Raw genomic sequence first — 19,745 nt, 5'->3', positions numbered from 1 at the left:
GTCACCGACTCATTTGTGACAATCCAGTGATGAAAAAGAAATTTTATCTCCAATATGCAGCCTTACCCTTCCGCGTAGAGGGGGGCGAGCTTCTCATCATGCTGGTAACCTCCCGGGAAACCCATCGCTGGATTATTCCCAAGGGTTGGCCGGAGAAAAATCTCAAGCCCTATCAGGTTGCCGAGACCGAGGCGTATGAAGAGGCGGGATTACGCGGCGGCATCGTCAAAACACCGATCGCCGCCTTCGAATATCAAAAAATCCTGGGCCCCAAGCAGAAGGTCACCTGCCTGGTCGATGTTTTCCCGCTGAAGGTTCGGGAAATTCTGGATAGCTGGCCCGAGCAAACCCAGCGCAAGCGCGCCTGGATGCGCCCCGAGGAAGCGGCCGCCGCCGTCGTCGAGAAAGGCCTGAAACGCCTGCTGCTGGCCTTCGCCAAGGATCCGGAGCAGGCCGATTTCGCCGACTAATACCAGATCTCGGTGATCGGAACCGATCACCTCTGCCCTCAATCGCCGGGCGGGTTTCTCCGAAACCCCTGGCTACGCGCCAACGATGGCGCGGGTGTCTCAATGGGCCAAACCAAGTCTCGATGAGTTATTCTCATCGAGACTTGGTTTAAGGGCCGCCGCCGCGGAAATTGAGAATTATGCCAGATCGGCCGGCGCCACGTCCCAGCATCGCAGGCAGGCCTCGCCGTCCTGGCAATCGATGATGCCCAGATGGCCGGTGCGCATCTTGAAGCTGTCCGGCTGCGCCTGCCCGGCCAGCAGCACACGCGGCAAAAACCGCAGAATGCCGTTGCTGCTGACCACCAATGGCCGCCGATGCCCGGCCAAAGCCAGACACTGCGTTGAAAAAGCCGTCACCGCCGCCTCGACCTCGGCCCATGTGGTGGCCCAGCCGACCTCGGCGGGCCAAACATCGCGACCGCCCCAGGCAACCATCGCCGCCTCGGCGTCGGGGCCATCAGAGGCGATCTCGTCATTGGTCCGGCCGGCCCATCGGCCATAGTCGATTTCATCGAGGCGGGGATCGATGACCGGCGCGGCCAGACCTAAACTGTCGGCGATGATTTCGGCGAAACGGCGCGTGCGGCGCAGCGAGGCGGCATAGACGGCATCGGGAATCAGTCCGGTCCGGCGCAAGGCTTCCGCCGCGGCCGCGGCTTGGACCAGACCTTTGTCGACCAGGGGGAGATCGGTCTCGCGGCCGACCCAGACCACCTTGTCTCCCGGAGCGAAGGTATTGCCGTGGCGGGCGAACAGAACCTCCATGTCACTCTCCGACCAGCTCACCCTCACGGGCGATGATGGTTTCGACGAAAGGAATATCCTCGGGCGAATCGATCGAACCGTGGGTCCGCCCCCGATAATCCACCACCACGACATTGATGGGAATGCCGTTTTCCAGCGCGCGCAACTGCTCCAGTTGCTCGGCGGCCTCGAGCGGCGACTGGGGCAGAGCGGACAATCGATCGAGGACGGCGCAGGAATAGCCGTAGATGCCGATATGCCGGTGGACGGGAGACAGCTCGCCGTCCCGCTTGCGCAGATAGGGAATGACCGCCTTCGAAAAATAAAGGGCGCGACCGAATTTATCCATGGTCACCAAGGTCCCGCTGGTCGGACTTAGTTTCTTCAGCGCCTCGATCTCGGCGACCTGCGTCCAACTGCAATGCACAGCGGCCGTCACCATGCCCACGCCGGAATCCGCGTGGAAGGCGTCGACCAGCCCCTGGACCACCCAGGGCGGAGTCAGGACGGCATCGCCCTGCAGATTGATTACCGCATCGGGACGTTTGGGAAGCTTGCTCAACGCCGCATGCACCCGATCGGTCCCGGTGGCGCAATCCGGCGAGGTCAAAATGGCCGAAGCGCCGAACGTGGCGGCATGGTCGGCGACGCGCTGATCATCGGTGGTGACATAGACCTGGCTGACGCCGCCGACCGCCTTGGCGATCCGCCAGACGCGTTCGAGCAGACTGCGGCCAGCCACCACAGCCATCGGCTTGCCGGGAAGCCGACGGGAATTGAAACGGGCGGGAATAACGATGGCGACGTCCATGATCGGAGCCAACTCCTGAAATGCTCTTTCCCCTCTCATGACCGGGACTGGTTCGCGCTTCAAGGGTTTTTCTCGGCCATCGTCACCGACGCGGCGATCTTTCCCTCCGACCGCTTCCGATCGAGGTGGTTATTTTCCATCGGCCAGCTCCCGACTTGACCCGTCAACAAACCTTGGGAATAGTACCCCTCGAAACGCGCACCTATTGATTATCAGAATCATGATCTCCGCGCCCCACAAATACACCGATATGCTGAGCCTATATCGTAAAGAGGATATAAATTGTCCGAGAAATTACTGGATGTTTTAAAGGTTTTCACCAAAGGCATCGGCTTAAGGCTCGTCATTTCTTTTATCCCGCCCTGTGCGCTTGCCTGGTTTTTTTTCTTTTTATATCTTCAGGAAATATTTCATAAAGATTACACTTCGTTTTTGACAACCCTCGCCCTGGGCCTGATTACCATCGCCATCGGCAGCGGTATCGTTATTTGGCTGATCCTTTCCCTGGTCCCCCCCTTGCGCCGGATCATCGAATGCACGATCGCGCTCGAGGGCGGACAACTCGATTGCGACATTCCCTATCTGGCCCGCAAGGACGAAATCGGCCAATTGGGACGGGCCCTCGAAACTTTTAAGCAGCACGCCATCGACAACGCCCAACTTCAGCGGCGCGAGGAGGAACTGAAACGTCAGGCGGAAGAGGAGAAGCGCCGTGCGATGACGGCTCTGGCCGACAGCTTCGAAACCAGCGTCAAGGGAATCGTCCAGATCGTCTCCTCGTCGGCAACCGAGTTGCAGGCGTCCTCGGAAACATTGGCCGCGATGTCGGAGCAGACCCGCAACCAGGCCGCCGCGGTGACGCAGGCGGCGAACCGCGCCTCGACCAATGTCGAATCAGTGGCGGAATCGACCCATATCCTCACCTCGTCGATCAGTGAAATCTCGCGTCAGGTGACGGAATCGTCGCAGGTGGCGCGGAATGCCGTGGAAGAAGCCCGGCAGACCGACCAGATGGTGCAAGGCCTTTCGGGGGCAGCCCAAAAGATCGGCGATATCGTCGCCTTGATCAACGACATCGCCAGCCAGACCAATCTGCTCGCGCTGAACGCGACCATCGAAGCCGCCCGGGCCGGCGATGCCGGCAAGGGCTTCGCCGTGGTGGCCTCCGAAGTCAAGTCCCTGGCCAACCAGACGACGCGGGCGACCGAGGAGATCGGCACCCAGATCGAAGAGGTGCAGCAGGCGACGGCGCAAACCGTCGTGATGATCCAATCGATGACGAAAACTATCGGAGACATCAGCCGCATCACCCAGGCCATCGCCGCCTCGGTCGAAGAACAGGGCGCCGCCACCTCCGGCATCGCGCGCAATGTCACCGAAGCGTCGACGGGAACCAGGCAGGTTTCTGATAATATCGACGGCGTCAGCCAAGCCTCGGCCGAGACCGGTCAGGCCTCGGCACAGGTCCTCGGCGCCGCCCGCGATCTGTCCGTCCAGGCCGAACATCTGCGGGAAGACATCGACCGTTTCATTTCCCATATCCGAACCAACTGAGGTCCCGTCGTGCAATCGAGAATTCAAAAGGGCGGTGACGCCGTCGAACTGTTCCTCGAAGGGCGTTTCACCTTCGCCGATCACGAATCCTTTCGTCACATCATCGAGGAATTGGGGGCCGACGCCCCACCCCGACAGTGCACGATCGATTTGACCGAGGTGAGCTATCTGGATTCGGCCGCGGTCGGCATGCTGCTTTTGATGCGCGAACGCTTCGACCGCAGCAAGATCACCCTCAAGGGTGGCAGTTCCTCGGTCAAGGAACTGATCCGCATCGCCAAGTTGGGCACCCTGTTCGATATCGCCGACTGACCTTCCGCCGATCTCCTCTTGAAACGGAGATCGGCGAGGGACTCATATCGACGAGCCACGTCAATGGCTCGCCGATATTATTTTCCGGCTTTCATGGCGTTTTGCCGATATTGGCGGAACACCGCGTCAGCCAGCTTGCGCTGGTCGTCCGTCATGGTCTGGTAAAGAACGTCAAAGGCATCCGCCAGCTTCTGGGCGGATTTGGCCTGAGCGGCAACGATCTCCTGGTAGGCCCGCAGATCCTCCACGGCCGTCATGCTCTGCTCGTTCTTCCTGCTTTCAGCCGTCAGGGCCTCGATGGCCTTGGCATTGGCGCGCATCACCCGCGCCACCGCCTCCCATTGACCGGCCTGCCCCTCGCTGATGTGCATTTTGTCGTGCAATTCGGCTATCCGTGTCTCGGTATAATCGGGCACGTCCTTCTGGGAGGTCGTCGCAGCGGAAGGGGCCGGCTGCGCCTCGCCAGGCCCGGCGATCAACAACGGGGAAAAACAAGCCAACAGAATTCCGCCGGCCGTCATCACTCCACGCGCCCGCCGCAAAAATGGCCGCCCCCGATCGTACTCGAACATCACTTGCATCCCTATATCTCCGCGCCCCCACGAGCCTTGGCATTCGCGGGGCCGACGGCATGATCATGACCGTCGCGATGACGTTTTGGTTAACACAAGGCGGCAATATCACCGTGAATTGTGAAAATCATTGGGCAGATATGGGGCATTCGCCATCGGATTTCGACATAATTGAGGAGCCATCCTCTTGCGGACGGGCCACGGCCCGTCCTTTAATCCCGGCATCCAACGGGGTGGAGGCCCCGCCCGGCGATTGAGGGCTCGGTGATCGGGCACGCATCACCGAGACTTGGTATAACGTTTCAAGGAACCAACAAATGGCGAAAGGCACACGGGCCACATTGGCTGTGGAAAAGGCTAAAAAACCCTTCGAAATTCTCGAATACCATTACGATCCCGACGCTCCCTCGATCGGCCTGCAAGCCGCCGAGGCCTTGGGACTTTCCCCGGCGATGGTCTTCAAGACCCTGATGGTGACGGCTGGCGACGAAATCTGCATCGCCCTCCTGCCATCGGATCGGGAACTTAATCTCAAAGCCCTGGCCGCCATCGCCGGAAAAAAATCGGCGGCCATGCTGCGTCCCGCCGACGCCGAGAGAATCAGCGGCTATCACATCGGCGGCATCAGCCCCCTCGGCCAAAAGAAACGATTGCGCTGCTTCATCGACGACAGCGCACAGAACCTTCCGTTCATGATCGTCAACGGCGGGCAACGGGGCCTGCAGATCAAAATCGCCCCGCAGCACCTGCAGGCCATTCTGGATGCCCGGACGGCCGACCTGGCCAGCAAAGATTGATCACGACCGAATGCCCCTTGAAAGCGATATCGCTTCGATATATGTTAAATAGACAAATGGAGACTTGGGACGGACAGAAATGATCATTGCCTTGGCACAGACCAAAGGCGGCGTCGGAAAGACCACCTTGGCGGTCAACCTGGCCATCGAAAGGGTGATTCGGCGGCATCGCGACGTATTGCTGGTCGACGCCGATGAGCAAGGAACGGCCACGGATTTCGCCAGTCTGCGCGGTGAGCGCCTGGGCGGCACCGGTTTCACCCTCGTGCAATTGACGAAAGGAACCTCCGTCCGCACCCAGATCCCCACCTTGCGCGAAAAATTCGACGACGTCGTCATCGACGCCGGTGGCCGCGACAGCGGCGCCCTGCGCGCGGCCCTCACTCTCGCCGATATCGCCGTCATTCCTTTCCAGCCTCGCAGTTTCGACGTCTGGACTCTCGACAAGGTCGCCAGTCTTGTCGCCGATGCCAAACTGGTCAATCCCGGGCTGCGCGCCCTCGCCGTGCTCAATTGCGCCGACCCTAAAGGTCAGGACAATGCCGCGGCGGCCGAAGCCTTGGCGGACAATCCGGAGATCGCCTATCTCGATTGCCCCATCGGCCGGCGCAAAGCCTTCCCCAACAACGCGGCTATTGGTTTGTCGGTCTTCGAAGCGGGCCAACCGGACGCCAAAGCCTGCCAGGAGCTGGAACGACTGGCCGACCATCTTTTCACCACGCCCCTCAGCACCCAATGAATGAAGGAGACCCCCCGATGACGATCACCAAGAAGCCCAGCCGTCCGAAAAAGACCGAGGAGCCGCGCGACGCCATCGCCTCGGCCTATATCGAGGCCACCGAAAAACGCGCCAAGACGGAAAGCGCCTCGGCCGCCGCCGCCGTCAAAAAAGCGTCCGCCAAGCCCAAGGTGAAATCGGAACTTCCCCCGGCGGAACCGGCGGAAGCCGCCAGCGCCTTGATCAAGGAAAAGAAATCAAAAGAAAAAGGTAAGGAAAAAGACAAGGCGAAGAAAAAAAAGCATAAGAAAAAAGAGGCGGTCATCATTCGTTTCGAGGACGCGCAACTGGCCGGCATCGACACCAGTGCCGACGCTCTCGGCCTGTCACGGGCCGCCTGGGTTCGCATGGTTGTGGCCCGCGCCCTGGCGAAAGCTTAAGAAGCGACAACGAATTGCGGGAGCGGGCGGCAGAAACCTCGTTATCATACCGCCCGCTCGGGTTGAAAAGCGCAACCCGGTGAATGCATCAAAACAAAATGACAAAACACATATTTTCTTCTTCAAATTTTCATAAATCACGATCGAAATGGTGAATTTTTGATGGCATGACCTGCCATCTATTTACGAAACGGATTCACGGAACTATTTTCGCCTTCAGCAAAAATAACCGTGAGCACAGGAATGTTTCGCCTTTCAGGCCTTGCCTCGGCCCTTGAACATATGGCCGATTTTCAGACGTTTTCCTGCGCGATCGTGGAAGACGTGGTGATGCCCGCCAAGCCGCTGCCCGACATGAGCGACGCGACCCTGATCCGTTGCGATCTGACGGCCGCCTCCATGCCCGAGGATCTGGGGAACGCTCTGTTCGTCGATTGCCGGATGAGCGGGCTGTCCTTCAAGGGGGCGAATATCTTCAACACCCGCTTCATCCGGTGCGATCTTTCCGGCTGCCGTTTCGTCGGCTGCGATCTTTCGGCGGCCCAGTTCGAAGACTGCCGCCTGGATGACGAGGCCTTTCAAGACAGCGATATCGACACCATCGAAATCATCAGAAGCGGAGCCACCATCGCGGCTTAATACCGCCCCCGACGAAACTTCATCCTATTGGATCGTCAGCCCAAGCTTTTCCACTTCGGCAATCGCGGCGGCATCCTCGATCCCCGTCATCGACGATAAAAACATGGCGCCTGCCACGATCCCTTCACGATGCGCGATCTCGCCGGACCGTCCCTGGGCGAGAGCCTCGGAAATCGTTTCATCATAGGCCTCGGCGATCAGCTTGCGCGTCGTGGCATCCATGCCTCGCTTCCCCCATGACACCAAACATTAAAAAAGCTTTGGCACAGGATAGCAGGGGACGTCTTGAGCAATCAACCTGTGAGCATCAATTCCCGGATCGAATCATTCGCTTCTTTATATTTCACTAAATAACAACGACATATTCTATTTTTACCAAACATTCCAATAAGGGAAAATCGCCGATAAGTTTCTCATTTGTCGATATAGACCAACCATTGTTATAGTTACACGCCATATAATAGATATTCACCCAGGGTAATTCGAAATATATTGTCACCACGTATTTTCCACTCCAGGTGATGCATGCCCTATCTTTCCCGCCTGAGCCTAACCGCGAAATTGGCCCTCCTTAGCATCGGAGCCCTCTTGCTGCTGGCCGTCGCATTGACATCCCTGATGGCGAACGATCTCCGAACGGCGATGGAGCGTCAGGCAATCGAGCGGCAAAACGTCAATATGAACGTCGCCAGGGACGTCCTACGAAACCAGGGATCGGAGTTTTCGGCGCGCGACGGACAACTGTTCGCAGGCCAGACCCGGCTCAACGACAACAACAATATCGTGGACCATATCCAGGAACTGGTCGGCGGAACGGCCACGATTTTTCTAGGCGATCTCCGGATCGCCACCAATGTCAAAAAGCCCGACGGCAGCCGCGCCGTGGGCACCACACTGGCCGCGGGTCCCGTGCGGGACACGGTTCTCGGTCAGCAGCGTTCCTATTCCGGAACCACCGAAATCCTCGGTCAAACCTATTACGTGCGCTACGACCCGATTGTCGATGCGGGTGGCAAGACCATCGGTATTCTGTTCGTCGGATTGCCGCAGAGCGATTTCATGAAAGTCATCGCCTCCCTGATCGAAAGAATCGCGGGGTTTTCCGCCGTCGTCACACTGCTTCTCGCCATCCCTCTGTTCCTGGCCATCCGCGCCAGTTTCCGCGCCCTCGAAAAGATCCAGATGGTTCTCCGGAAATTGGCCGACGGTATGCTCGACACCGAGATCCCCCATCAACACCGACAAGACGAAATCGGACGCATGGCCGAAGCCGTCGGCGTGCTCAAAGCCAATGCCCAGCATGCCAGGCAAACGGAAACCGAGGCCAAGCTCCTTGAAGAGCGGGTCGCCCGGGAGCGCCAGCAATCGGTCATCCAGATGGCCGACACCCTGGAAAGCAACGTCAAGCAGGTTTCCGACGCCATTACCGCCTCGGCGGCGGGGCTTCATCAGGCGGCCGGGTCACTTTCTCATCTGGCGGTGACGACCTCGGAACAGGCCTCATCCATCGCGGCGGCGGCGCAGCAGGCCTCTCTCAATGTGCAGACGGTTTCCTCGGCGACGGAAGAGCTGACGACCTCGATCCAGGAGATCCGCGGCCAGGTCACCCAGGCGTCGCAAACGTCGGCATCGGCCGTAACGGAAGCGCAGCAAACCAATCAGATGGTCCAAAGCCTGGCCCAATCGGCCAAGCGCATCGGCGAAGTCGTCAAGCTGATCAACGATATAGCCAGCCAGACGAACCTTCTGGCTTTGAATGCCACCATCGAGGCGGCTCGGGCGGGAGAGGCCGGCAAGGGGTTCGCCGTGGTGGCCACCGAGGTGAAGAACCTGGCCACACAAACGGCCAGGGCGACGGAGGAAATCGTCGGACAGATCGATGCCGTCCAAGGTGCGACGATACAAGCGGCGGAAGCGATATCCGGCATCAGCGGCACCATCGACAATTTGAATCAGATTTCGGGCGCCATCGCCGCGGCGATCGAGAAGCAACACGACGCCGCGCGGGAGATCACCCACAATATCATCGAGGCGTCGCAAGGCACCCGGCAGGTGACGCACAGCCTCACCGAGCTGAGCCGCTCCACGGCGCAGGTCGGCGAGACGTCGGCGGGCGTTCTGGAAGCCTCGCGCGGTCTGGCGCAGCAGGCCGCGCGATTGGATGGCGAAGTCGGCAACTTCCTGACGGAAATGCGCCAAGCCTGACTTGAGGCGCCGCGCAGGCCAAAGTGCATTGACGAAATCGCTTAATCTTCCTTTTGTGTCAATGCACTATGGCGTGTCGTCAGTTACCGCTCTTCCGGTATTTGGGTTTCGCGATTCAATCAAAAGACGTCATGCCCGGCCTTGAGCCGGGCATCCACGCCCCCGAACAAGTCTCCGTCGTTCGCTCCCTCCACGTGGATGGCCGTGTCGAGCACGGCCATGACGGTTTTTGGGGCACCAGCACCATATCCCGGTAACTGACGACAGGCTAGGGCGTGTGGACATTCATGACGACCATGCCCCCTTGATGGGACACATTGAGACTTCTCCCGTTGCCTCTGGTTCCCCAATGGCATGAAAGGAAACCCCGGATATTTTGAACCACCAAGGCACCAAGACGCCAAGGCGACTTTCGGATCGGTCGGCGGCGGCCAATCTGCGCCGCAGGCATTCGACCGACAGCCGATGACAGGGCGGGAAAATGCCGGTGGTACGCTCTGCCACCTTGGTGTCTTGGTGCCTTGGTGGTTAATCAAAAGCCGGAGCGCACCGGAACGATCAAGAGGACGAAGAGAATCTGGCCGATTGCCAAATGTCCACACGCCCTAATAAGACACTTTCAACGTCAGAAAATAACTGGTTTCCATCCGCTGAGTCACGACGTCCTTGTAAGGCCAAAGATTTTCAGCGCTCAGTTCGACCATGAGATTGTCCGTGGGACGCCAAGCGATGCGCGGCGCCAGATCGACATGCCCCTTCACCCCGACCGTCCTGGTAACGGTCGGAACACCGGCGGTGATCAGCACTCCTTTGGTCGCCGAGACATAGCTCGCATAGAGGTCGGTCTCCCACTCGCCCCATCCATAACCGATATTGGCGTTGACCTTGTTGACGGGGGCGGCGTTGCGCAGCCCCCCATCCGAATGCTCGTGAAGCCGCTGGTAGGTGTAAGTGCCCCCCCAGTTCCAGCCTTCCCGCGCCTTGTGGTCCAAAGTGAGTTCCAACCCGTTGGTCACCGAACCGGTCGTATAGGTCGTCACCTGGGCAAAGCGCGCCGGCACATAGGTCAAAAGGGCGTTCCGCGAACCGATATAGCGCATCGTCATGTCGTGAAAGACGTTGACCCGCGCCGTGGCGCCCAAATCGCGGAACTGATGGTCCCACCCCGCCCGGTAATCATAGACCGCCGACGCGGCGAGGTTGGGGTTGCCCTCGAAATAAACGGTCTGACCGTTGACATACTGCCTCTGATATTGCCCAAGCTGCCCGAAATTCATCAAGGAGGGCAGCTTGAGTCCCCGCGAAAAGGACAGGCGCAGCTTGTCTTCGTCGGTGACGGTCTTGACCAACGCCGAACTGACGCTGGTCCCCATGTCGGCCCGGTCGAAATCGGCATTGCTGTAGAGGTAGTCGTGCACCGTGCCGGAGCCGCTCCGGCCCAGCTTGAAATAATCATAGCGAACGGCGTTGACCGTCGTCAGGGTCGGCGAGAACTGATGTTCCCACATGGCCGAAGCGGCCCACAGATCGCCGGTCAGGACACCGCCGGTCACCAGGGGCGCGTCCACGCGATCCCGACGCGCGTCGGCGGCGAGACGGAAACTGTCATCGGCGCCGATCTTGAAAAGATCGGAAATTTGCGCGGCACCGGTCTGATCGTCCATACGAAAAACGTTCGCGATGGCCTGCGACGCCACCCAGGGCAGGTTGACGTCGCTGTAGGAGGCGTTGGCGTTCACCCGTCCGATGGCGGTCTCCGTCGTATAACTGGCTTTCACCGCGTCGCTCTTGATCCTCGCGTCAAAAAACACGCTGGAGGAAATCATCCGCTGGCTGACGTCGGTGTGGGAAGCCTCGAGATTGAGGCGGCTGTCGTCGGGAAGCCTGGCACCGGCGCTGACGGAAAGGGCGCGGCGGGCCGGATCCTTGGAATAAGCGAGATTGGCGGGAGTCTTGGAGGAAATGCCGCTGTCATCGATATGATCGTTGGCGACGGTCACGCGAACACCCGCCTGATCGGCCAATGGCCAAGTCGTCGTCGCGGCAAGGTTCCTGAGCGCATGATTGCCGACCCGGGCCCGGGCCATGTTGATCTTGTCGTCGACCGGATCGAAGGTCACGATATTGATCACGCCATCGACGGCATTGAAGCCGTAAAGCGCGCTTTGTGCGCCATGGATCACTTCGATCTGGCGAATCTCCTCAAGCTCCACCGGCAAGGCGGCCCAGAAAACCTCGCCGAAACCGTCGAAATAGACCTGCCGGCCATTGACCATCACCATGACGCGGCTGACCAGCGGCTGGATATAGCCGCCGATGCCGACATCCGAGGATCCGGCGGATTCGCGAACGACGTCGACTCCGGCCAATCGGCGCAGCAGGGTCGGAATATCACGCGCCCCTGACCGCGCGATGTCCTGGGCGGAGATCAAATCCATCGATACGGCGGAGTCGGAAACACGTTCGGGCTTTCCGGTGGCGCTCATGGTCACCGGTTCGCCGAACAGGGCTTCGTAGTTTCCATAGTCGAATTCCTGCGCATGGCCGGTCCCGGCCAGCAGAAGCGACAGGCAGCAGATGGTCGCGGGAGTGTGCCACCTCATCTCAGTACTCCCTGACCATCATGCGGAAGGCCTCGGAAAATTCCACCCGGTATGACGAGGCGACCGAACGGTTGATGATCACCTCGACGCGAGGAGAACTGGCGATGCCGACCACGCACTTCCCGGCCTGCAGGCAGCTCAGGTCCGAGGAAATGGTCAACGCGTGGTTTTTCAACGCGTAGTCCAGGATACGCTTGTCCAGCGCCTGCGTGGTACCGCTGGCGACGATGGCGATCTTGAAGGCGGGAACCTCATCGAGTCGATGGGCATCGACAAGACTGGGAACGAGCTCGGCCCTCACCGAACTGACACCCGAATTGACCCATTCCTGTATGGTTTGGGCATCGGCGACCGATGCCTTGTTCTCCCCGTCATAAATGACGGCCAAGGGGGTTTTCCCCCGGGGCGGCGCCATCATGAAGTCGAGGATCCGAACGCCAACCTTCAATTCGTTCAACGTCGTCGCCTGCCCGGATCCCGACAGCAACAGGCACAGCGAACAGAATATTCCGAATACAACTTTCTGGCGCATCTGTTCCTTAGCACCCCAACCACAGGAACTAGGGAAAGAGACTATGTGAAGTTTGCTATTTTCGTCAATATAACATTAAAAAATTTAAAAATACGGCCCCCACATCAACCAAATGATGCGCCAATCCATTGATTTAGCACCCTATAGTAGAACGGAGCGTTTTACTTGATTTCACGATCTTCATTGAGACGCATCCAGAACTGTTCGGCCGCCAAAGACTGCTTGGCCAAGGAACGGAATAAACGGATTTCCAGATCGATATCCCAGGATTCGCCAGCCGCGCGAACCAGCACCCCGCGATGCAAATCCTGTTCGATCACGCTGTAGGGCAGCCAGGCCACACCGCGCCCCTCCAACGCGAGCGCGCGCAATACGGCGGCCAGATGCGAGGTGAAAATCGGTTCCAGACAGGACCGCGCCCGAATGACGACAGGTGCCGCGGCGACGATACGCCCCAATCCCGATTCGGCATTGTAGGCAAGGCAAGGAATAGGCCCTTCCGCCGTTTCCAACGCATATCGCGGCGTGCCGTTCATCGGGGCGCTGACCGGCAGCAAGCGGTCGCGCCCGACGAGCCGGGATTGGAAGAGATCGGGTCCCAGCCGACCGGGAACGGCGGGATGGCAATGGCATAGAAGGAACTGGGCCTGGCCCTGCAACATGACCTGTTCGCAGGCTTGCAGGCTGTCCGAAATCAGCCGGACCGCCCCGAACGGCCCGCGATCCTCCAGCGATCTGAGCCAGGATGGAAAGAAGGTCAGCGAGAGGGAATGCGTCGCGGCGAATCGCAGCGTCGCGCCGGCCTGACCGTCCACCTCCCGACATTCCTCCCTGCTTTGAAACAGCCGGCGCAATGCCTCGTCGGCACTGGGGTGGAATATCCGGCCGGCCTCGGTCAGCGCCACCGGTTGATGGGTCCGGTCGAAAAGCGGCGCGCCCACCCAATCTTCGAGAGCCCGAATGCGGCGACTCAGCGCAGGCTGAGTCATATTCCGCAATTCGGCGGCACGCGAAAAGTTGGCACAGTTGGCCAGCGCCAAAAAATCCTCCAACCATGACAATTCCATGGTCAATACCACCCCTGCATTATGCCATCACAAATCAGAATTGGATCAAACACCACGGCCGAGCCTACTCTCGCAACAACAACGAAGGATATTACCATGCGCATTACCGACGTTCGCGAGAAGACTTTTTCCATCGCTTCGCCCATTGCCAACGCCTACATCGATTTCAGCAAGATGACCTGCTCGGTGGTGGCCGTGGTGACGGACGTGATCCGTGATGGGAAACCGGTCATCGGCTACGGCTTCAATTCGAACGGCCGCTATGGCGCCGGCGGCCTTTTACGTGACCGCTTCCTGCCCAGACTGCGCGAGGCCGATCCGAAAACGTTGATTGACGAGGCCAACGACAATCTCGACCCCTTCCGTATCTGGAAGACCATGATGTCCAACGAAAAGCCGGGGGGCCACGGTGAACGTTCGGTGGCGGTCGGCACGGTGGACATGGCCGTCTGGGACGCCGTCGCCAAGATTGCCGGACAGCCTCTCTATCGTTTGCTGGCGGATCGCTATCGCGACGGTCAGGCCGACGACAAGGTCTGGGTCTACGCGGCCGGGGGCTATTATTATCCGGGCAAGGACCACAAGGCTTTGCAGGCCGAGATGCAGAGCTATCTGGATCGCGGTTACCGGGTGGTCAAGATGAAGATCGGCGCCGTCCCCCTGGAAGAGGATTTGAGCCGTATCGAGGCCGTCCTCAAGATCGTCGGCGATGGCAGCCGCCTCGCCGTCGACGCCAACGGCCGCTTCGACCTGCCGACCGCCATCGCCTATGCCAAGGCGCTGCGGCCTTACGGCCTGTTCTGGTACGAAGAGGCAGGCGATCCCCTCGACTATGCCCTGCAAGCGGAACTGGCGCCCCATTACGCCAATCCGATGGCGACCGGAGAAAACCTGTTCTCGCATCAGGATGCTCGCAACCTTCTGCGCTACGGCGGCATGCGCTCTGACCGCGACTGGTTGCAGTTCGACTGCGCCCTGTCCTACGGGCTTGTCGAATATCTGCGCACCCTCGACATGCTCAAGGCACAAGGGTGGTCGAGCCGTCGCCTGGTCCCGCACGGCGGGCATCAGATGTCGCTCAACATCGCGGCAGGCCTGCATCTTGGTGGCAACGAATCCTATCCCGACGTCTTCAAGCCATTCTGCGGTTTCGCCGACGGCATCGCCGTCGAGAACGGCTATGTCGGCCTGCCGCAGGCCCCCGGCGTCGGATTCGAGGAAAAATCCGAGCTGTTTTCTGTCATGAAAACGATCCTGGACTGAGCCTGGCGATCATGAAACAAAAACTGGAAGAAACATGTCGCCCAAGAGCGTGGAATCGAATTTCCCCGAGCCCCCTCTTGCGATAGGCTTCTTCGGACCAACGCCCTCGCCGCCAGGGGTCAGCGTTTCCCCATAACGGCGCCAGAATTCAAAAAGCGCACGGGATGGAACGATGAACGATACCCCCCTGTTTCGCGGTACGATTTCTCCGGTTCCCACCATCTGGACGGCCGATGGAACGCTGGACCGGACCGGCATGGGCAATATGCTGGATTTCGTCATCAAGGGCGGCGCCGACGTGGTGTTCTGTTGCGGCAGCGCCGGTGAATTTTCGCAGATGACCGAGGGACAGCGCCGCGAGGTGGCGGCCTTCACGGTTGAGCATGTGGCCGGCAGGATCCCTGTGCTGGTGGGTATCGCCGCCTGCGGCACCGATCTCGCCATCGATTTCGGCCGGCACGCCAAAAGCATCGGCGCCAACGGCGTGGTCGCGGTCAATCCCTATTACGCCATCCTGCTGCCGGAAAACATCGAGCGGCATTACCGCCGTCTGGCCGACTCCGTCGATCTGCCGCTCATTCTTTACAATTTTCCGGCCCTGACCGGCCAGGACCTGTCACCGTCGATGATCCTTTCGCTGGCCAAGGCCTGCCCGAATATCGTCGGCGTGAAGGACACCACCGATACGGCGCGGCACATCCGCGACGTCATCGCGCTCGTCAAACCCGTTCGCCCGGATTTCGGCGTCTACGCCGGTTTCGACGAATATATGCTGGAAACGCTGATCATGGGCGGTGACGGCGGTTTCCCGTCGGCACTCAACTTCGCCCCCCATATTCCAGTCGGCCTGTGGAAGGCGTTCCAGGCCAAGGATGGCCCCCGGATGATCGAATGGCAGCGGCAGCTCTGCCTTTGCCCACCGATGTTCTCCCTGGAATCGCCGTTCTACGCGGTGGTGAAGGAGGCGGCGAAACTGGCGGGGGCCGATATTTCCACCCACGTCCTGCCGCCGGCGGCCCCGCTGTCTGACGCCAAACGGGAAAAAGTGAAGGAAACATTGCGCCTGTTGGGCGTAATAGACTGAAAAGCCAAGACCATCCCACCCTAAAAAAAGCGAGGAAAATTACCGTATTTGCGATTTTTTTTACTGTCCATTATCCATTGGGGTATAAACATCGTTGGGCGAGCCGCGTTCTTGGGGGCGGCGATAAAACGAAAAGAAACTGATTCACGCATGTTGACGCGCAGGGGGATGATCGCCGGTCTGGTCGGTTTGGCCGCAGCACCCATGGTGGGCTGCGCGAATCGTTCGCAGCCGGCCGTTTCAACCACATCCTCACCTCCGGTGACGGTGCCGGCCGTGGCGACCGATCCCAGCGGCAGACTGGATGCGGTCATCGATATCAGCCATTGGACGACGGTAAGCGACTTCAACCAAGCCCGGAGAAGCAGCAACATCCTGGGTGTCGTCCACAAGGCCAGCGAAGGGGGCGATTGGCGCGACCCGCTTTACGTCGAACGCCGATCGCAAGCCGAGGCAGCGGGACTCATGTGGGGTGCTTATCATTTCGGCACCCGCCAATATTCCGGCGCCCAGCAGGCGGCGATGTTCCTCTCCACGGCGCAGCCCGGCCCCAACACCTTGATGGCCCTCGATCTCGAATTCAACGAGGCCAATCCGGGCAACACGATGAAACTTTCCCAGGCCGAGGAATTCGTCCAGACCATCCTCGCCGCCACCGGCCGCCTACCCCTGGTCTACACCAGCGCGGCCTGGGCGGACGGAAAGCCGATGGGACGGGCGAAATGCAACCTGGGCGGCGCCATCGGCGGCCAATCCATCCTCGCGCAGTGCCAACTCTGGCTCGCCGACTACCGCGTCGAACCCCGGATTCCAGGTGCCTGGACCGACAAGGGATGGCACTTCTGGCAATATGCGGGCGACGCGGTGAAGGGCGGCCCCTTCGGAGCCCAGGCCCGCAGCGTGTCGGGCGTCGACAAGTGCGACCGCAATCTGTTCCCCGGCGACGCCGTGGCGCTTCGCCGGTTCTGGACCGAAGAAGCCGGCCGGAAGCTGGCCTGAGGGAAAGAAGCCCCGGCGGCGCGCGCCGCACGGATTATTCTCACACCCGCTCCAGCGCCAGGGCGATGCCCTGTCCGACGCCGATACACATGGTGGTCAACGCCCTCCGGCCACCGCTTTTTTCCAGATATTGAACCGCCGACAGCACCAGACGGGCTCCGCTCATCCCCAAGGGGTGACCAAGGGCGATGGCGCCGCCGTAGGGATTGACCCGAGACGAATCATCGGCGATGCCAAAGTCCCTCAGGCAGGCCAGGGCCTGGGCGGCGAAGGCCTCGTTGATCTCGATCACGTCGAAGTCATCGAACCCCAGGCCAAGCCGGGCCAACAGCTTTCGGCTGGCCGGCACCGGCCCGATTCCCATCAGCCGGGGAACCACGCCGGCCGTCGCCATTCCCAGAATACGCGCCCGGGGCCGCAGGTCATGCTCGCGGACAGCCCTTTCGGAGGCGATCACCAGCGCAGCCGCCCCATCGTTGATGCCCGCCGCGTTACCGGCCGTCACCGTTCCGGGAGAGCGGAACGGCGTCCGCAGCGCGGCCAGTCCCTCCGGGGAGCTATCCGGCCGGGGCTGTTCATCAACACTGATCAGGGACGCCCCCCCCTTCCTCGCCACCACGACCGGGACGATCTGCTCGGCCAGGATTCCGGCTTCGGCGGCCAGGGCGGCGCGGTTCTGGCTGCGCAAGGCGAAGGCGTCCTGATCGCCGCGCGAGATCTCGAATTCGGCGGCGACGTTCTCGGCGGTCTCGGGCATGGAATCGGTACCATAGCGGGCCCGCATCAGCGGATTGACCAGCCGCCAGCCGACCGTCGTGTCTTCGAGAACGGCCGCGCGCGAAAACGCCTGTTCGGTTTTCGGCAAGACGAAGGGAGCCCGCGACATGGATTCGACGCCCCCCGCGATGGCGAAGTCGATTTCCCCGGCGACGATGGCCCGCGCCGCGCCGCCGACCGCCTCCAGGCCCGAGCCGCATAGCCGATTGACCGTCACGCCGGGAATCTCCACCGGAAAATCGGCCAGCAGAAGAGCCATCCGGGCCACATCGCGGTTGTCCTCGCCGGCCTGGTTGGCGCATCCCAGATAGACCTCGTCGAGCCGCGACCAATCGGCGCCGGGGGTTCGCGCCATCAAGGCGCGCAACGGAACGGCGGCCAAATCGTCGGGCCGCACGGTGGCCAGGGCGCCCCCATGGCGTCCAATAGGCGTGCGCACGGCATCGCAGACAAATGCTTCGCTCATCTCAACCTTCTTCATCCAACAGGGTCAAATCCACGGCGCGGGCGCGGAGATCGGGGTCCTGTTTCAATTTGAACTTGGCGACACGGAATGTCGGTGTTTGCGGCAAGGCGTCAAGAAATGCAACATACCTTGGACATTTGACGCTGGAGAGAGACGTTGCGCACCACTTCTGGAGGTCGCGGGCGGTCAATCGGGAACCGTCCTTGAGGACGACAGCCACCAGAATATCCTCCTCCCCCAGATCGGATGCGACGCCGATGGCCGCCGCCTGGGCCACATCCGGATGGGCGCCCACGACACGGTCGAGTTCCGCGCCGGAGATGTTCTCGCCACGCCGCCGGATGATGTCTTTCCTGCGCGCCACGAAATAGTGGTAGCCGTCGGCGTCGCGGCGTACCAGATCGCCGGTGAGGAACCAGCCATCGCGGAACGCCGCCCGGGTTTGGTCAGGGTCCCGGTAATAGCCCTTCATGACGATCGGCGTCCGGACGAGCAGTTCCCCGACCTGCCCCGGCGGAAGATCACGCCCTTCGTCGTCGGCGACGCGCAATTCGCTGAAACGGACCGCCGGGTCGGGATGCCGGGCCGCCACCCCCATGCTGCCGATTCGCCGTTCGCCATCGAAGGGCAGATTGCAGGCCCCGGGTATTTCCGTCATGCCGTAACCCTCGATGACGTGATGCACCCCGAAATCGCGGATGAACACCTCGGCGATTTCCGCCGTCACCGGCGCGCCATAGACCTTGACCAGACCATGCCCCGGCACGAATTCCTCGCGCGGGCGACGGGCCAGAATGGTTCCGATGGCCGCGATGATATTGACCTCGGTCGCCCGCGAACGGGAAACCAGGGGCCAAAAGCCGGACGCGCTGAAGCGCGGCGCCAGAATCAGCGTGGCGCCCGCCGCCACCGCGCCGCCCAGCGAATAGAACAAGCCATTGATGTGGAAAAGCGGCAGGATGCAAAGCAGCCGGTCCTGCGTCTGCAAATGCATTCTTTCGACAAAGGCCTCACCGGCCATCACGAAATTTCCCTGGGAATGCGTCACCCCTTTCGGAAAACCGGTGGTTCCCGAGGTGTACATGATCAGGCAGATGTCGTCCGCCGTTCCGGCGGCGGGCGCCGCCCTCGGGGGCGCATTGTCCGGTACCTCGGAAAATCCGGGGACATCGTCGACAGCGGCGCCGAAAACCAGAAACCAGACGGCAAGCCCTTCGTCAGCCGCGGCTCGCCGGACAACCGGAAGGCTCGCCGGTGCGCAGACCACGCCTGAAACGCCGGCATGGGCCAGAATATAACCGGCCTCGCCGGCCCCGAAGTCGGGATTGACCGGAACCAGGATGGCGCCGATTCGCGCCAGGGCGAAGAAAAGCACGACATAATCGGCGCAATTGGCGGCCATCGCCGCCACGCGATCCCCCCGTTCCACCCCCCTGCCTCGCAGCATGCGAACGGTTTGTTCGACCGCCCCCTGGAATTGCCGCCAGCTCGTGGCGACATCATTGAAGATCAGAAACGGACGATCGGGATCGGGCCCCTGGCGACTTTCCAGGAATGCCCACAAGGTGCCGTCATGCGGGGGAAAGAATGACAAGGTTTCGAGCGGCGATCTCTCGGGCGGGGAACGATCGGACATGCACTCACCGAATG

Annotated in this window: 20 protein-coding genes; 11 read left to right on the top strand and 9 right to left on the bottom strand. The window is 60.7% G+C overall.

Annotated features, from left to right (window positions below; translation table 11 throughout):
* Positions 1-98: 98 nt before the first annotated feature.
* A complete protein-coding gene (locus tag CWS72_RS12680) occupies positions 99-470 on the top strand; it encodes an NUDIX hydrolase (RefSeq protein ID WP_241911710.1) in 372 nt (123 codons plus the stop codon).
* 177 nt (positions 471-647) lie between these two features.
* Here the strand turns inward: CWS72_RS12680 and CWS72_RS12675 are convergent, their stop codons facing one another.
* Both CWS72_RS12675 and CWS72_RS12670 read right to left on the bottom strand, forming a co-directional pair.
* Positions 648-1,277: a histidine phosphatase family protein gene (locus CWS72_RS12675; protein WP_158240635.1), complete on the bottom strand. Its 630-nt coding sequence runs from the start codon at positions 1,275-1,277 to the stop codon at positions 648-650.
* A 1-nt stretch (position 1,278) separates the two neighbouring features.
* Complete coding sequence (locus CWS72_RS12670) at positions 1,279-2,067, bottom strand: 3-deoxy-manno-octulosonate cytidylyltransferase (protein WP_101250978.1); 789 nt, start codon at positions 2,065-2,067, stop codon at positions 1,279-1,281.
* Between the two features lie 432 nt (positions 2,068-2,499).
* Between CWS72_RS12670 and CWS72_RS12665 the strand changes: the two genes are divergently transcribed.
* Together CWS72_RS12665 and CWS72_RS12660 are read left to right on the top strand one after the other, a co-directional pair.
* Positions 2,500-3,621 (top strand): methyl-accepting chemotaxis protein, encoded by a 1,122-nt coding sequence (locus CWS72_RS12665; protein WP_158240634.1) that lies wholly within the window; start codon positions 2,500-2,502, stop codon positions 3,619-3,621.
* Positions 3,622-3,630: 9 nt separating this feature from the next.
* A complete protein-coding gene (locus CWS72_RS12660) occupies positions 3,631-3,933 on the top strand; it encodes an STAS domain-containing protein (RefSeq protein WP_101250976.1) in 303 nt (100 codons plus the stop codon).
* A 77-nt stretch (positions 3,934-4,010) separates the two neighbouring features.
* On the opposite strand, the gene CWS72_RS12655 is transcribed toward CWS72_RS12660, so the two are convergent.
* Entirely contained in the window at positions 4,011-4,505 is a 495-nt protein-coding gene (locus CWS72_RS12655; protein ID WP_158240633.1) for a Spy/CpxP family protein refolding chaperone, read from the bottom strand.
* A gap of 317 nt (positions 4,506-4,822) precedes the next feature.
* Here CWS72_RS12655 and ybaK point away from each other — a divergent pair, with 317 nt between their 5' ends.
* The 4 genes from ybaK to CWS72_RS12635 all read left to right on the top strand — a co-directional run bounded on the left by ybaK (position 4,823) and on the right by CWS72_RS12635 (position 7,099).
* Positions 4,823-5,302: a Cys-tRNA(Pro) deacylase gene (gene ybaK, locus CWS72_RS12650; RefSeq protein WP_101250974.1), complete on the top strand. Its 480-nt coding sequence runs from the start codon at positions 4,823-4,825 to the stop codon at positions 5,300-5,302.
* 91 nt (positions 5,303-5,393) lie between these two features.
* The gene (locus CWS72_RS12645) at positions 5,394-6,041 is read left to right on the top strand and encodes an AAA family ATPase (protein WP_241911709.1); all 648 of its coding nucleotides are present in this window, start codon (positions 5,394-5,396) and stop codon (positions 6,039-6,041) included.
* 17 nt (positions 6,042-6,058) lie between these two features.
* Positions 6,059-6,460 (top strand): hypothetical protein, encoded by a 402-nt coding sequence (locus CWS72_RS12640; protein WP_146002733.1) that lies wholly within the window; start codon positions 6,059-6,061, stop codon positions 6,458-6,460.
* A gap of 243 nt (positions 6,461-6,703) precedes the next feature.
* On the top strand, positions 6,704-7,099 hold the full coding sequence (locus CWS72_RS12635; RefSeq protein WP_101250971.1) for a pentapeptide repeat-containing protein: 396 nt from the start codon (positions 6,704-6,706) through the stop codon (positions 7,097-7,099).
* 24 nt (positions 7,100-7,123) lie between these two features.
* Here CWS72_RS12635 and CWS72_RS12630 read toward each other — a convergent pair whose 3' ends face one another.
* Positions 7,124-7,321 carry a hypothetical protein gene (locus tag CWS72_RS12630; RefSeq protein ID WP_101250970.1) on the bottom strand — a complete coding sequence of 66 codons (198 nt, stop codon included), beginning with the start codon at positions 7,319-7,321 and terminating at the stop codon, positions 7,124-7,126.
* Positions 7,322-7,624: 303 nt separating this feature from the next.
* On the opposite strand from CWS72_RS12630, the gene CWS72_RS12625 reads away from it, so the two are divergent.
* Positions 7,625-9,304 (top strand): methyl-accepting chemotaxis protein, encoded by a 1,680-nt coding sequence (locus CWS72_RS12625; protein ID WP_101250969.1) that lies wholly within the window; start codon positions 7,625-7,627, stop codon positions 9,302-9,304.
* A gap of 605 nt (positions 9,305-9,909) precedes the next feature.
* Here the strand turns inward: CWS72_RS12625 and CWS72_RS12620 are convergent.
* From CWS72_RS12620 to CWS72_RS12610, 3 genes are all read right to left on the bottom strand, one after another.
* Positions 9,910-11,907: a TonB-dependent receptor plug domain-containing protein gene (locus CWS72_RS12620; RefSeq protein ID WP_101250968.1), complete on the bottom strand. Its 1,998-nt coding sequence runs from the start codon at positions 11,905-11,907 to the stop codon at positions 9,910-9,912.
* A 1-nt stretch (position 11,908) separates the two neighbouring features.
* Positions 11,909-12,439, bottom strand: coding sequence for a hypothetical protein (locus CWS72_RS12615; protein WP_101250967.1), 531 nt, complete (start codon positions 12,437-12,439; stop codon positions 11,909-11,911).
* A gap of 161 nt (positions 12,440-12,600) precedes the next feature.
* Complete coding sequence (locus CWS72_RS12610; RefSeq protein ID WP_101250966.1) at positions 12,601-13,506, bottom strand: LysR family transcriptional regulator; 906 nt, start codon at positions 13,504-13,506, stop codon at positions 12,601-12,603.
* 96 nt (positions 13,507-13,602) lie between these two features.
* Between CWS72_RS12610 and CWS72_RS12605 the strand changes: the two genes are divergently transcribed.
* The 3 genes from CWS72_RS12605 to CWS72_RS12595 all read left to right on the top strand — a co-directional run bounded on the left by CWS72_RS12605 (position 13,603) and on the right by CWS72_RS12595 (position 16,852).
* Entirely contained in the window at positions 13,603-14,769 is a 1,167-nt protein-coding gene (locus CWS72_RS12605) for a mandelate racemase/muconate lactonizing enzyme family protein (protein WP_101250965.1), read from the top strand.
* 172 nt (positions 14,770-14,941) lie between these two features.
* The gene (locus CWS72_RS12600; protein WP_101250964.1) at positions 14,942-15,853 is read left to right on the top strand and encodes a dihydrodipicolinate synthase family protein; all 912 of its coding nucleotides are present in this window, start codon (positions 14,942-14,944) and stop codon (positions 15,851-15,853) included.
* Positions 15,854-16,003: 150 nt separating this feature from the next.
* A complete protein-coding gene (locus tag CWS72_RS12595) occupies positions 16,004-16,852 on the top strand; it encodes a glycoside hydrolase family 25 protein (protein ID WP_101250963.1) in 849 nt (282 codons plus the stop codon).
* A 40-nt stretch (positions 16,853-16,892) separates the two neighbouring features.
* On the opposite strand, the gene pcaF is transcribed toward CWS72_RS12595, so the two are convergent.
* On the bottom strand, positions 16,893-18,095 hold the full coding sequence (gene pcaF, locus CWS72_RS12590) for a 3-oxoadipyl-CoA thiolase (RefSeq protein ID WP_101250962.1): 1,203 nt from the start codon (positions 18,093-18,095) through the stop codon (positions 16,893-16,895).
* Position 18,096: 1 nt separating this feature from the next.
* Positions 18,097-19,731, bottom strand: a complete 1,635-nt coding sequence (locus CWS72_RS12585; protein ID WP_101250961.1) for a class I adenylate-forming enzyme family protein — start codon at positions 19,729-19,731, stop codon at positions 18,097-18,099.
* Positions 19,732-19,745 lie beyond the last annotated feature (14 nt).

It is taken from the genome of Telmatospirillum siberiense, from assembly GCF_002845745.1.
GTDB lineage: Bacteria > Pseudomonadota > Alphaproteobacteria > Rhodospirillales > Magnetospirillaceae > Telmatospirillum > Telmatospirillum siberiense.
The sequence above is the reverse complement of the archived record's forward strand: the minus strand, read 5'-3'. Positions and strand labels throughout refer to the sequence as shown.